The organism is Sporosarcina thermotolerans, from assembly GCF_042658975.1.
Lineage (GTDB): Bacteria > Bacillota > Bacilli > Bacillales_A > Planococcaceae > Sporosarcina > Sporosarcina thermotolerans.
The window spans coordinates 1-13,547 of sequence record NZ_JBHSRM010000006.1; the positions used below are offsets into that span (position 1 = coordinate 1).

At 36.2% G+C, this 13,547-nt stretch carries 17 protein-coding genes and 1 pseudogene; 15 read left to right on the forward strand and 3 right to left on the reverse strand.

Annotated elements, in window-relative coordinates; translation table 11 throughout:
- The 3 genes from ACFPZG_RS04530 to ACFPZG_RS04540 all read left to right on the forward strand — a co-directional run.
- Nucleotides 1–695 (forward strand): GNAT family N-acetyltransferase (locus ACFPZG_RS04530; RefSeq protein WP_381426418.1); only part of this gene is annotated, 695 nt, incomplete at its 5' end.
- A 593-nt stretch (nucleotides 696–1,288) separates the two neighbouring features.
- Entirely contained in the window at nucleotides 1,289–1,810 is a 522-nt protein-coding gene (locus tag ACFPZG_RS04535) for a hypothetical protein (protein ID WP_283732095.1), read from the forward strand.
- 146 nt (nucleotides 1,811–1,956) lie between these two features.
- Entirely contained in the window at nucleotides 1,957–2,724 is a 768-nt protein-coding gene (locus ACFPZG_RS04540; RefSeq protein ID WP_381426419.1) for an SDR family oxidoreductase, read from the forward strand.
- Nucleotides 2,725–3,227: 503 nt separating this feature from the next.
- Here ACFPZG_RS04540 and ACFPZG_RS04545 read toward each other — a convergent pair.
- Nucleotides 3,228–4,463: pseudogene (locus ACFPZG_RS04545) on the reverse strand (IS110 family RNA-guided transposase).
- A 426-nt stretch (nucleotides 4,464–4,889) separates the two neighbouring features.
- Here ACFPZG_RS04545 and ACFPZG_RS04550 point away from each other — a divergent pair.
- The 8 genes from ACFPZG_RS04550 to ACFPZG_RS04585 all read left to right on the forward strand — a co-directional run bounded on the left by ACFPZG_RS04550 (nucleotide 4,890) and on the right by ACFPZG_RS04585 (nucleotide 9,775).
- Nucleotides 4,890–5,336: a hypothetical protein gene (locus ACFPZG_RS04550; protein WP_283732093.1), complete on the forward strand. Its 447-nt coding sequence runs from the start codon at nucleotides 4,890–4,892 to the stop codon at nucleotides 5,334–5,336.
- Nucleotide 5,337: 1 nt separating this feature from the next.
- On the forward strand, nucleotides 5,338–5,550 hold the full coding sequence (locus tag ACFPZG_RS04555; protein ID WP_283732092.1) for a helix-turn-helix transcriptional regulator: 213 nt from the start codon (nucleotides 5,338–5,340) through the stop codon (nucleotides 5,548–5,550).
- 99 nt (nucleotides 5,551–5,649) lie between these two features.
- A complete protein-coding gene (locus ACFPZG_RS04560; protein WP_283732091.1) occupies nucleotides 5,650–6,603 on the forward strand; it encodes an NAD(P)-dependent alcohol dehydrogenase in 954 nt (317 codons plus the stop codon).
- 399 nt (nucleotides 6,604–7,002) lie between these two features.
- Complete coding sequence (locus ACFPZG_RS04565; protein WP_317940709.1) at nucleotides 7,003–7,410, forward strand: hypothetical protein; 408 nt, start codon at nucleotides 7,003–7,005, stop codon at nucleotides 7,408–7,410.
- Nucleotides 7,411–7,510: 100 nt separating this feature from the next.
- Complete coding sequence (locus tag ACFPZG_RS04570) at nucleotides 7,511–7,795, forward strand: hypothetical protein (RefSeq protein ID WP_283732089.1); 285 nt, start codon at nucleotides 7,511–7,513, stop codon at nucleotides 7,793–7,795.
- A 120-nt stretch (nucleotides 7,796–7,915) separates the two neighbouring features.
- Complete coding sequence (locus ACFPZG_RS04575) at nucleotides 7,916–8,323, forward strand: hypothetical protein (RefSeq protein WP_283732088.1); 408 nt, start codon at nucleotides 7,916–7,918, stop codon at nucleotides 8,321–8,323.
- A gap of 488 nt (nucleotides 8,324–8,811) precedes the next feature.
- Nucleotides 8,812–9,201 carry a hypothetical protein gene (locus ACFPZG_RS04580; protein ID WP_283732087.1) on the forward strand — a complete coding sequence of 130 codons (390 nt, stop codon included), beginning with the start codon at nucleotides 8,812–8,814 and terminating at the stop codon, nucleotides 9,199–9,201.
- A 115-nt stretch (nucleotides 9,202–9,316) separates the two neighbouring features.
- The gene (locus ACFPZG_RS04585; RefSeq protein ID WP_283732086.1) at nucleotides 9,317–9,775 is read left to right on the forward strand and encodes a hypothetical protein; all 459 of its coding nucleotides are present in this window, start codon (nucleotides 9,317–9,319) and stop codon (nucleotides 9,773–9,775) included.
- A gap of 248 nt (nucleotides 9,776–10,023) precedes the next feature.
- On the opposite strand, the gene ACFPZG_RS04590 is transcribed toward ACFPZG_RS04585, so the two are convergent.
- Nucleotides 10,024–10,575 carry a DUF420 domain-containing protein gene (locus ACFPZG_RS04590; protein ID WP_283732085.1) on the reverse strand — a complete coding sequence of 184 codons (552 nt, stop codon included), beginning with the start codon at nucleotides 10,573–10,575 and terminating at the stop codon, nucleotides 10,024–10,026.
- Nucleotides 10,576–10,666: 91 nt separating this feature from the next.
- Nucleotides 10,667–10,969, reverse strand: coding sequence for a hypothetical protein (locus ACFPZG_RS04595; protein WP_283732084.1), 303 nt, complete (start codon nucleotides 10,967–10,969; stop codon nucleotides 10,667–10,669).
- A 116-nt stretch (nucleotides 10,970–11,085) separates the two neighbouring features.
- Here ACFPZG_RS04595 and ACFPZG_RS04600 point away from each other — a divergent pair, with 116 nt between their 5' ends.
- The 4 genes from ACFPZG_RS04600 to ACFPZG_RS04615 all read left to right on the forward strand — a co-directional run bounded on the left by ACFPZG_RS04600 (nucleotide 11,086) and on the right by ACFPZG_RS04615 (nucleotide 13,547).
- Entirely contained in the window at nucleotides 11,086–11,400 is a 315-nt protein-coding gene (locus ACFPZG_RS04600; RefSeq protein ID WP_283732083.1) for a hypothetical protein, read from the forward strand.
- A gap of 892 nt (nucleotides 11,401–12,292) precedes the next feature.
- Nucleotides 12,293–12,436, forward strand: coding sequence for a hypothetical protein (locus ACFPZG_RS04605; RefSeq protein ID WP_283732082.1), 144 nt, complete (start codon nucleotides 12,293–12,295; stop codon nucleotides 12,434–12,436).
- 63 nt (nucleotides 12,437–12,499) lie between these two features.
- Entirely contained in the window at nucleotides 12,500–12,820 is a 321-nt protein-coding gene (locus ACFPZG_RS04610) for a hypothetical protein (protein ID WP_381426420.1), read from the forward strand.
- Nucleotides 12,821–12,899: 79 nt separating this feature from the next.
- Nucleotides 12,900–13,547, forward strand: coding sequence for a histidine phosphatase family protein (locus tag ACFPZG_RS04615; RefSeq protein ID WP_283732080.1), 648 nt, complete (start codon nucleotides 12,900–12,902; stop codon nucleotides 13,545–13,547).

The window sequence follows — 13,547 nt, forward strand, 5'->3', positions numbered from 1 at the left end:
ATATTATTGACTTAATTATTGAAGGGGAGCAAAAACGTGCGTTACAAGTTGGAACAGTGATGACCCATCCTGATTATCGAAACAGGGGGCTTTCTAAAAGTCTAATGAATAAGGTTTTAGAGGAATATGAACATACGTACGATTTCATGTATCTTTTTGCAAATGACAGTGTGTTAGATTTTTATCCGAAGTTTGGCTTTGAAATAGTGGATGAATATCAATTTTCTATTAATTTTTCGTCGAATCAAAAATCAAAAAACAAACCTCGTAAGCTGAACATAACAAATGTAGATGACATTAATTTTATTTTTGAATTTGCAAAAGAGAGAGTACCTGTTTCTGATCGGTTTTCAACTGGAAATTCCCAAGGAATATTAATGTATTATTGTCTAAACGTTTTTTGTAATGATATTTATTACCTTGGATCCGAAGATGTAATTATAATATTTAAAGAAGAAGAAAACCAAATTGATATTTTTGATATTATCAGTAAGCAAAAAAAAGATATTAATAATATTCTAATAGAGATTTTAGGGGAGGGAAGCAAAAAGATAGTTTTTCACTACACCCCAGATTATAAAGGCTTAATATTTGAAAGTAATCTTATAAAAGGTGATGGAACATTATTTGTAAAAACTAGTGGTAACAATTATTTTCCAAAATACGTAAAGCATCCTATTACTTCGGAAGCGTAACTCTTCTTCAACTAACGGGTGCTTTACTTGAAGAGTGTTGTGATCTTGTTTTCAATAATTTGGTCCGAGATTGAGTAAAGACGTTGATAAGAGGTGAACAGAATGGACCTGTGGGTCTTGGTTAAAGAACGTTATATGCTTCTTTCGATTTTTACGTTAATTATACTTGCGAGTCTAATTTTAATGTTTGCTACTTGGAAAAATCGTTCGAACATACCCAAAAGTTTAGTTGGAGTAATTATTGTTTTATGTACACTCATACTTGGTTTGTCTTTAGTAGCATTAATTTTCGTAATTTCTTTTGGATATAATTCGTGAGACGCTTCTTATCAAGCTAACGGGTGCTTTACTTGAAGATCATTGGGCTGCTTAAACGACACTTTTTTCTTGTTCAACTAAAGAAGCAGTTTAGTTAATGTAGAAGGTTTTTTTGCGAATGTGTTGAATAAGTTAATATATGTAAATTATTGTGCGGAAGGAGTGCGTTTCTAATAAATTAGAATGGCACTTTTTTTCTTGAACTAATGGGGGCAGTTTGCTTCAAGTGTGTTGTTTATAATAAATGATTCTAAAGAGAGCATTGGGGGGAGTTCATGAGGTTTTTATATTTGTTGTTAATTTTATTATTGTTCGTATTGGCAGGATGTTCTTCTGCTTCACTTTCGGACGCAATTGATAAAGATGGAAGAATCAATGTTGAAATCTTGTTTCAAGATGATATAGATAAAGTTGTTCTTTTCTTGAATGAGGATTATTCGGGCCAACCAATGTTAAGCCTAAATACTTTTACTAAGGAAGATTCAAGGTATATATACAATGCAGGAGGGGAATTTGCTCAAAACGTTAATATAACAAATCAATTTAAAATTATTAAATTAACCCCTGTTGGACACAGTTCGATTATAGCTTTATGGGGAGGAGTGTTTAACTACCCCAATGCAACAACGGTTAGCTATGTATTGAAAGATGATGAGGATAATGAAATATACAGATCAAAAGTTAAAATAACAGACAATATTGTATATGAGAAATTACCAGATGGTATTTATGAACAAGCGAAAAGCTTTCACTATAAGATTCTTGATGGAAAAAATAATGTAATAGTTGAATGGTGACACTACTCTATCTGGTGCTTTTCTGAAAGATCATTGATCTGCTTAGAGTCATCTTTTTTCTTGTTCAACTAACGAGGCAGTTTAGTTGAATAAAGTCAATAACCTGTGAATATAACTATATAAGGTGAATTTAAAGATAAAGGTGGATGCAATTGAAGGTATTGGTGACAGGTTCAACAGGACTACTAGGTTCAGCTTTACTAAAACAACTAACAAGCCCTGAGTATAAAGTCAAAATAACTTCGAGAAGTAAACCTGAAAATACAGGACCTTTCGAGTGGGTTTATAGTGACTTATTATCTGGTGAAGGTATAGAAGAAGCAGTAAAAGGAGTAGATGTAATTATTCACGCAGCAACAAGTCCGGTTAAAGATTCAAAAATCGTTGAGGTTTCAGGTTTTGAAGGGTTTTTAAGAAAGATGCAATACATAAAACATTTTATTTATCCATCAATTGTCGGCATAGATGGAATACCATTGAAATATTATAAGTTGAAATATGAAGCTGAAGATTTGTTAAGGAATAGTTCTATTCCTTATACAATTGTACGTGCAACTCAGTTCCACAACTTTGTTGAAAAATTATTTTTATCAAAACCTCACTTTAAAAGATATATTGTCCCTGGAAACATTAAATTTCAAAGTGTCGATGTAAGTGATTTTGCCAATCATTTAATTGGTTTAGTGGATAAAGATCCCCAAGGAAGAACTAATGATTTTGGTGGACCAGACATAATGACATTAAGAGAAATGGCTGAACTGAAAATCAAGATTAATAATGAAACGAATAAAGTGCTTAGCTTTTCTATACCAGGGGTACTTTACAAATCATTTGTGGATGGTAAAAACACCAATGATAATCAAAAAATGGGGAAAATCACATTTGTGGACTATCTAAGAAATAAGATGGATTGAGGTCATTGTATTGATTGAAGCTATTTTCATTCCCTTAGAACATTAACAAAGCCTTAATAAATAAAGTTTGCGAAGAAATGCACTTAAACTAATAGGGGCGTTGCTCCAAGAAGGAGTAACGCTTTTTTTGTAGAACTTATTGTGCTAACGTAGCAGGTTAATGGAATATGGAATATTTTGGTGTAAAGAGCATAACTCTTAGTATATGGCTGTTTTCCAAAATGTCGCTGCTATTTAACAATTTATCATATTGATGTTTCGTCAGTTAAGGAGGAAATCAAATGGATTGGTATATATGGTTCGCCGTAATTGTTGCTGTTATTATTATTATTGGGTATAAATCTTCTAAAAAGAAATAATGCTTGTTGAACTAAACCAGCTAATAGTTTGTCAACATTTTTTAATGAAACATGAAATACTTCTTGTTATACTTAAAAAAGGGTATAACAAATAACCTTCCTCTTAGTCTGTTGGAAGGTTTTGTTATATTTGGTTATCGGTTCTTATGCGTTATCTACAAAAGCAGAATTGGTTCTTAACAGGGCATAAATCCAATGTAAAAGCTTATTTGCACAGGCAATGACAGCTACTTTATAGGGTTTTCCTTCTTCACGTTTCTTATCGTAGAATGCTCGCATTTTCTTGTTGCGCGGGATAACTTCATCAGTAGTTTTCATTTTGCGACTGTCCCGGATTGCACATTTGACGGCCATGAATAGGGCATGTCTTAGTCTACTTGATCCTCTTTTGGTGATCCTGTTTACGGTTCCTTTGAATCTGCCGGATTCAAAGATACTCGGATCTATTCCAGCGAACGCAACCAGTTTCTTCGGATGATTAAACCGATCAATCTCACCGATTTCGGAAATAATCGTTGCAGCGATCTTTTCTCCGATACCCGGAATTGATTGGATAATCTTATATTCTTCAATTTCTTTTGCCGAAACATCTATCTCTTTTTCCAAGCTGGATAGGTGCTTTTGGTATTCCAACAACACTTTTATATACATTTCCATGGTTAGAATATGGCTCTGATAAAGGTTGTTTTGAAACGGATTACGTTTAGCAGCATCAATTAACTTCTGTGATCTCGCTTCCGCCCAGCTATATGAACGGCTCTTACAAAGTTCATGAATCTTATTAGATATCTCTTGTTCTTCAGCTGTTAATACATCGTTAGATGTGGGGAATTCCACTAAGGTCAATAAGGAGACAGCTGAGTATAAATCCCCAAACACACCACGATATTCGGGGGAAACCTGATCCAGAATCGCTTGGAATTGTAGTTTTGTCTGTACGTATATATTCGTCAGGTTTTCGTGTTGCCTTGTAAGATTCCGGAGATCTAACAGTTGGATTCCACGTTTCTTATAGGGCACTAATTCCTCTTTGTAGTACAGCTCACAGAGGTGATGGGCATCAATTATATCTGTTTTCACCTTGCGTAAACTGGAACTCTTTGCCCGATATGAAATGAGAGGGTTAACAATAATAATTAAGTAGTTTCTCTCCTCGTAATACTGAACTATCGGTGTATGATAATGCCCTGTAGCTTCCAATACGGCCTGTGGTCGGACACCAGAGACCCTTTCTACCTCCAAGAGAAAATCATGTAAACACTTCAATCCATCTAATTTGTGTGCCACCTTGAAGCTGCTTTTGTAAGGTTCTCTTCTGTCTAAGTATGCTTGAACCTAACTTTCTCCTTTGGCTATATCTAGGCCAATAACAGGATTCATTCTACATCTCCTCCACGTATAGTTTGCCGGTAACCCCTAATCCTCCTTGTAGTGTCATAGCTTCGCTTGTTATACGAAATCTACGTCCCAACCAGCCTTAATCATGCTTCTACAAGTAGGGGGCGGACGGTTTAGTTGACGGGTTCTATCACCCACGATTGCTTACGTCCTACCCAGGCTACAATAATCATAAAACCATATAAAAAATGGTCAACCAGAAATATCTGGCTGACCTTATGGTACGAACGGGTGTTTTACTAAAGATTAAGCACCCTTTTCTTATTCAGCAAAAGGGGCAGGTTAGTGGAATAAGAAGTTGAGATTCAAACAGTAAAGCGGTACGAAAAGTGATGTAACATAAACTTAACATGGTGTATATAATGTATTACATTATGCATATATTATTTTACATGAAGGGGGGAGACTATGACTTATCAAGAGAAAAAAAGCATCGTGTCTTTGGTTAGCGTAATAGTTATTTTTGGATCTTTTTGCTTGTATATGTATCCACAAATTCCCGGAAATGGACTGGAATCACTAGAAACCTATCGTTTTTGGGGGTCTTTTGTCTTTACCTTAATTTTAGTTTCAATAATTGCCCACATTATCATCAATATCGTTTTTAACATCGTGTATAGAATTACGACAGGCGAAAAGGAACCAACATTTGAGGATGAACTGGATAACATTATTAATTTGAGAGCAACAAGAAATTCATTTTTTGTTTTTATCCTAGGGTTTCTTCTTGCAATGGGATCTCTCATCATCTTTCAGCCTTCACAAATGATGTTCATTATTCTAATCACTTCTGGATTTATGTCCGATGTGACTGGCTCGGTTACGAAACTTTACCATTATAGGAAAGGAGTCTAATATGCGTAAAAGTCTTGTCGGCAACCACATTAGAAAATTACGATTTAACCATGATGAAATGACCCAGCAGCAATTAGCTGACAAGGTAGGTGTAACGAGGCAAACTATTGCTGCTCTTGAGAAGGGTAACTATTCCCCATCTTTAGAGCTGGCTTTTCGCATTGCACACTTCTTTGACATGCCTCTGGAAGAAGTGTTTTTTTATAGAAACTAAAAGTTATAAATCCAGTAAACACCTTATAAGGCGGGTTCAATTTTATTGTTAGGCTTAAAGATATCTAATAATTTGATAAATACGTAGGAGGCTAAACAGTTGAAAGCAGCAATTTATAAAACCTATGGTTCCCCTGAAGTAATGGAGATTGGGGATGTTGATAAGCCATTCATCAAGGATGAAGATAGGGTATTAATTAAAGTGGTCTCCGCCTCAGTAAATCAATATGATCATCTATTTCGAAAAGGTTATTTTCCTACCAGATTAGAAAATGGTCTTACAAAGCCAAAAGTGCAAGTTTTAGGAATAGACGTTTCGGGTATAGTTGAAGCCGTAGGAAGAAATGTACAAAAATTTAAGATTGGCGATCATGTTTTTGGAAGTTGTGTCGGCTCCCATGCTGAATATGTCTGCCCAAGACAAAATGTACTAACCATTATGCCAAATAACTTAACTTTTGAAGAGGCCGCTGCAATACCATGTGCTGCACAGACTGCCCTACAAGCATTGCGAGATGTAGGGAATATAAAAGCAGGCGATACGGTTTTAATCTATGGTGCATCGGGCGGAGTGGGGCACTTTGCTGTTCAGCTTGCTGTGTATTTAGGAGCTGAAGTAACCGCAGTTTGTAGTACCTCGAACGTGGAGTGGGTTAAAAATCTAGGTGCTCATCATGTAATTGATTATACCCAAGAAGATTTCGCTCACAACGGAAAAAAATATGACGTTATACTGGATGCTGTCGGAAAGAGGACCTTTTTCAGTTGTTTACGTTCTCTTACCGAAAACGGGATTTATATAACAGAACACGCACTCTACCCCAAGTATCATCCAATTCAATTGATGATAGGCTCTTTCATAGGTAGTAAGAAGCCTAAGATTCATCTTGCAAAACCAAATGACAGTGATTTGGACATATTAAGAGTGCTTATGGAAAAAGAAATAGTGAGACCTGTTATTGAAAAGTGCTTTCCCTTAAATGAAATTGTAGAGGCTCATAGGCACGTTGAAAGTGGAAGGACAAAGGGGAAGGTTGTTCTTAAAATCGAGTAAATCATAAATAAAACAGATAAATAATTTAGAGCCATTTTAAGAACTGGTTGAAGAGCTAAAGATTCATTGAGCTTCAGCTTTTTTTTTGTTTTTTATATAGCTATTTCACTGTTGAATTAGGTTAATTGCACCTTCCCGTTTCATTCGCACCAACTAAAAAACGCCTAAAACCCAAAAAAATTCAAGGGTTTTAGGCGTTCTGTGTTTTATCGTTAGACCGGGTTAGTATAATTTAGAGATACTTAGATATTCAGATGAATATCTTAAAGAACATTACGGGAGTTGTAAAGTTTAAGGTTGGCGCCCCAAAAAGCTAAAAGAATGAAAATCAAGAAGGAAATTAAAGGTTAAGTATTGAAGTTGTATATACACCTTGCATTTAAAAGGGAGGGTAGAATGGTGAATTTTTACTTATATGTAATCACCCCATTATTGTCTTTTATCGGAGGTTTTTTCGCTTATATCCTGACATTAAAAATTGTTTGGGAGCAATCATTGAGCGGTGGTGACATGAAAGCTGTATTACTTTGGGGTGGGATTGCATTCTTTTTACTGGCAACTCCAATTTATTTAGGAATTACCTATTTTATTGATAAAAAGTGCAAAAAAATAAAAGGATTACTCTATCCTGCTGGATGTATTCTTGTATTTTTTATACCAACATTATTCGTAACATTATCTTTTGGAAGCATGAACCCGTTTTCCCCGGAAGCAATGTTGTTTCACTCTTTTTTCCTAACATCGGGACTGATTTTTGGGCTGTGTAGTTGGGGATTTAAAAGAATTAAAGCTACACCCGTTATTTAAATAGATACCAAGGGTTTTAGGCGTTCCGTCTTCTATACCACCATGCTTATATTGACGCTTAGCTGCATGAGAAAGAAAAAATGGGAAAAGGGGATATGAAATGGAAATTAACGTGATGGAGATACTATTTTTCATCGCTATTCTTTGGATAATGGTCATCGTTTGGAAAATCAATCGCCGTGTCACAGGGATAAAACACATCCTTGATCAGTTGTCTAAACAATATGGTGTCCCGGAAAACCCGATAAATGATGAATTAAGGAAATTAATTAGCCAGGGAGAGGCTATCAAGGCGGAAAAAATAGCACGAAAAACTTTAGGGCTTTCAATGCTGGAAGGCATGCAATATGTAGATGATTTGAAGAAGAAGGGAAAAAATAGTTGAGTTCATGTTCCGAAACGACGGCAATTGTTGAAGTAGGGCTGTGCCACAAACGAAGCGGATTGATGAATCTAATTACAAGCTAAAAACGTCTATAATAAAGGGAAAAGGAGGTTTTTTGTGATGAGTAATTCTGAAGTTATTATCCTGTTACTGATTTACAGTGGAATGCTTATTTTCTTTTTAGTTCCATCTGCTAAGAGGGAAAGTAAAAAAGTGCATAAAGAACAATCAACCTTTCCATTTGTTTTTAAAGACAACTTAGCTAAAATGGTCTTTCAAAAAAAGGCCGCATTGGCTTTAGCATTGTTTGGAGTTGCATTATTCAGTATCCAGTCAGTGTTTGCTGGTGCAGAATGGCATTATAATGCGCATAGCGGCAATCCATCGATTAGTTACAAATCATCAGCACTATTCACTATGGGCGGTATGATAATATATACAGCCATTCTCTTGCTGATACTTGGATACGTAAGAACGATAAAAAGTATAAAGAATGCAAAGCAACAATCAGGCGCAGTTACTGAATAAATTTTATTTCTGAATCAAGCTATTGGGTGGAAATAGAGGGGGCATTGTATTGGGGTTTCTAATAGGTTTTATAATAATAATAATTTTCCTCATGTCATTTGAGGCTCAACTTAGGCGAATGATTAATCAAAATGAACAGGTGATAGAGCTGTTGAAAAAGTTGACTGAAAATACCAAATGACATTCAAGCAATCGTGCCCGAATGCTGCATACAAACTGTTGCCTTTCGTTCCGGCGCACGCTTTCCGTATGCGCTGTTTTTACCCCAAATTATATTCTTGAAAAACCTTACGTTGCACCATTTACAATAATTATAAGTGGAGTTTTATTCTGGTCTACATACCACCTGTGGAAATACTTTGGTGATAAAAAGAAGAAGGATAATACGAAAGGCAGACACGATTTGTAACTTGCTTGTTCTGTAATAGGGCACAGTTGTCGCATAACTGTTTACCGTAAAAGGAGCCATTTAACAGATTATAGAGGGAGTGACGACAATTAATAGAAACTTAAAAGGATGGATGTCTTTTGCCGTTCTGTCGGTCGTAATTGTTGGTGTGGCAATATATTATACTTTCTTTTTCACACCAAAAGATTCTCTTGAATTATATCAAACCATTTCATTTTCGGATGATTTCGATGAAGCCCAAAAGGTAATGTTGAAGGGGTATGAGTCTAATTTTAAGAAAGAGGATTTCGATTTCATTAGTGACTTGAAGAATTCGCCCAATAGAATAAGTCAGTTTAGTCTGTTTGAATATAACCAAAAAACATATCTGGTTTTGACTACACCAGGAACTAAAAGATTGAAGGTTTTGGCTGTTGAGGAGTTACCCAAAGAGATTGAGCAATATTTTCTTGAAGTGACGCCAAAATAAATATGCCTCAATCGGGCGCATTTGTTGAATAAACGCTGGGCCATAATCGGGGCGGATTGTTGAGGGAACATTGAACAAGGCTTGTTAGTTGAAGAAGAACTTTGGGGGGGAACTTATGAAAAGACTTGGAATAATCATTGGTGTTGCGGTTGGTTTGGTTATAATATTGGTCATAGTCAACCAAAAGTTTATGTTCAATCCAATATTATTTCGTTCCAACGCAATAACTTATAATAATTGGTCTGATTATACCTATCCTTCAAAAATAGAATATCTTTATTGGGACGATAAAAATGGTTGGAATATTGGAAATGAAAGCAGCAATAATAAGGAAATAAAAAATATTTTCAGAGTGTTGAAGGATGGCTTAGAGAATGCAAAGGTCGCCCGAAATGAATTCAACAATAGTGCTATTAAGAGGGAAATGAAATTAATAATTAGGCGTTCAGACGGTCTCATATTGCTTCAATTTGATTATTATGAGGGTGGAAATATGGCGGATTTAGGTAATGATAACTTTATTGAATTGCCATCATCCTTTAAAAGCATTCTATTAGAGAAAACATTTAATTAATTTAAATGATATTGAGCTAACAGGTGCGTTATTTTTTAAGACGTATGCTAATGAACTTCCGCAACGGGCGCGATTGTGGCACAAAATAATTAAAGGGGGTGGCGATTGCCATCTTTTTTTAATTTTTCCTGTGCAATCCTAAGGGGCGCTTCCTTTCCCCATTTTAGGTTAATTGCACTTTCTCCCTACATTAACATAACCAGTCATTAAATAAAGGCTGTCCCTTTCAAAGGGACGGCCTTTAGACTTTAATAATATGGCGAGATCAAAATATAGACAAGAACTCCTGTAAAACTTACATACAACCATAACGGCATTGTCCATCGAACGATTTGACGATGTCGATCGTATTCCCGATTCCAAGCTCTCGCCACGCTTGTCAATGCAAGGGGTACGATAGCTGCTGCGAGAATAATATGGGTGATCAGAACAAAATAATAAATTCCAGCAATGAGTCCTTCTCCGCCGAATGGTGTAGAGACTGCTAAATAATGATAGGTCACGTATGTGACGAGAAACAATGCTGTCGTGCAGAATGCAGCATAGATGAATTTCCGGTGTGCATTTATATTCTTTTTCTTAATGGCTATCAAAGCGGCTACCAAGAAAATGAAAGTGAAGCTATTGAAAATGGCATTCATCATTGGCAGGATAGTAACATCAAATGCATCAAAATCTTCAGTAGTTCGTTTTCCGGATAATAAACCGATCACGCCTATTAAGATAACTGAAAGAATAATAATGGCGGGTTTATAATTACGTTTTTTAAATGGCTTGTTCGATTCAACCGAGTGATTCATAAAAATCTTCCTTTCTACTTCTTGTTACCCTACATAGTGTACCATATTTTCCATTCACTACTGCCAACTTCACAATTATGACCAAATTCAACTATCCACCAAAGTACTTACCTAATTTGGGGTAATCCAAAAGTAGATTGACGAACCGATTGCCGCTTGTCCCATTGCTCATCAAATATTCTCTATACCGATTTTTATTACTTTCGCGCTCCGCGATATGACCAAATTGAAATGCAAGCTTTGAGTCATTCAATATCTTCTTAAGCACGAGTTTATCCATTTTGTTAAACCCATCGTTCGACTGTATGTTTTCAAGGATCTTGTCAATTTCATCATAAAATTCTCTCACCCGATTATTCGGTTTTTTTCTTCGCATTTCCATTGGTTGAATCATTGCCGATTTTCTATTTATTGAACTAACGCGGCAGGTTAGTTGAAGAGTGTAGTTTAACTTGTGTTCAAAAATCGGGACCATATTGTTGGGAGTGCTTTCAAGAGGGGGATGGGGATATGAAGGTAGTGGTTTGTAATTCCTTGGTGATTATCGGTGCAATCACCAGTCTTATATTTGCAACAATTTTAGGTATATACGGTCAAGATATATCTTATTATTTGAATAACCGTAACCCGACAATTGAATTAACAACGGTTATAACTATAGTAACTTTCCTTAGTATTGGATTGTATATAGTTACTCCTTTTTTGGTATTTAAATTCCTGAAACTAAAAAAGGAATATCTTATTGTGTGTATTATTATCTGTGCCCTTATAGGACTTCCAATCTCTTTGTTCTCATTTTTTGTTTGGGGGATGTGGATGGGTTAATTTTTTGCATTAACAGGCACGATTGTTTAATAATCGTCTCTGTTCTTCTTAAACTAACGAACGTGTGCTTTACTTAATGTTCGTTGAACTGGTTAGACAGCTCTTTTATCTTGATCAACTCCCATGAAAAGTAAAAAATGCTCAAAATCTATAAAATCGCATAACAAAAGAGACCCAGAAAAAGCTTTTTTTAAAAAAGGCTGAGCCTTCAGATTGTGTTTATTGAGTTGGAAGATAAATCAGGAGCCAACTCCATTCTTCTCAGAATAAAGGCAAGGCTGGTGCAATAACCAGAGTAGGATTAATCTCCCATGAGTGCTACTCGTATAGAGTGCGACAGTCTGTGATGCACCGTGGTCGTTGGAGTCAGACTAACGGATGGGCTCAATGGCACCATAGTTGATCGACCTTCATCGCCAGCCATACAAATCTATACCCGTTCTGAAACAATTTTCATCCTCTGTGGTGCAGCGTTTTTTGCTGCATGGATGGCTAACGGGTGCCTTTGAGCTGCTTGAGGGCACAATGAACTAACGGTGCAGGTTAGTTCAATAAGAGGATGAAATTAATTGGTGAAAAATGGATAAAACAAATAGTTATACTCATTTTGGAATTGGGAATAAAGGGGAATTAAACCATAGAGGCATAGTTGCTTATGAAGGTGGTATTTTCAATCCAGACGATATAACAAAGCTACTTGGAATACAACCATAGAGGTTGATATGTATGTGTATCCAGATGAAGTTGAGAGTAAATAGATACTAAGCTAACGGGGTTTAGTGAAGATTCGGCTGCCTATTATGGCAGTTTTTTTATTGTGTAATGGTGTTAAAATACCTCTGTTAAAAGGTTAGTTTTTGCGGATACTAAAAAAAAGGAGTGAGAAATTTTCATGAGAAATGTATTTGTTATTATGACGATTTACTTATTTTGGTTTGTCGCTATAGAAGATGTCAGTGCAGATAGTGATTCTTTCGAGAAAATTTACCGTGATGGTGGTTATCAAGAAATTTATAAGACATTACAAGAGAGTTAAGCTCATTTCAAACGTACTATTGCACTGCCAACACAATTGCCTCCAATCCCTTTTACTCATAGTTTGGGAAGATTGAGTGACTTAAATGGAAATGAAAATGATCAGCTTGAAATATTTTTTATTAACAAAGAGTTACCCCGAAATCATTATTCAATTCTAATTCAACCAATCGAATACGGATTGGAATTTAGAGAAGAACAAATCGAACAAAAAAATATATTGGAAGATGGGAATGAATCAATTTACACCACTACAGTATTCTTAGGTTTTAATCTCTTAGTTTTCGAAAAAGATGGATGGCAATATATCTTGTCTATCGATAAAAGAAACTCGGACATCGTAACCAAGGAAGTATTACTACAAATCGCAAATTCAATAAAATGATAAGGAACGGGAAAGGTTGTCGAAAAGCATGCGAGTCGAGTGATTAATTTGAAGATTACCCCATCTGATGTGGGGGTTTATGGTAAAATTGATGCAGGAAAGCACTAAAAGTGAGGCGATCGAATTGGAAATACTCATTATTAGACACGGCCAATCAGAGGCGGACATCTTGGAGGTTCATGAAGGAAGAGCGGACTTCCCATTGACGGAGGTTGGCGAGGAGCAAGCAAGGAGGATGGCTGATTTTGTTGCAAAAGAATATCCTCCCGAGATGATCTTATCGAGCACATTAAAGCGGGCAAGTGGGACGGCCGGCATTTTGCAGGAGGCAATCGGATGTGAACTACGGTTCTACGATGAGTTGAGGGAATTCAATAATGGGGTTTTAGCGGGCATGCCGAGGACAGAAGCAGCGATTAAGTATCCGTTGCCTAAAGGCGGCAGGCCGGTACATATTCCGATACAGGACGGAGAATCTGTCCTTGATATTCGCTATAGAGCAGAACGCATCCTTCGGGAGATTCTACATGATTATCAGGACTATAAACGAATTGCGATTGTATCCCATGGCAAGCTGATCTCTAATCTGCTCAAAGCATTTCTTCATCAGCCACATGGCGATATTGCATTTGCTACAGGGGATACGGGTATCCATTTGCTTGAAGTACGAGAGGATCTTCGGCTTGTCAGGTTTTTGAATCGGCTTGAACATGTAACTCACGAATAA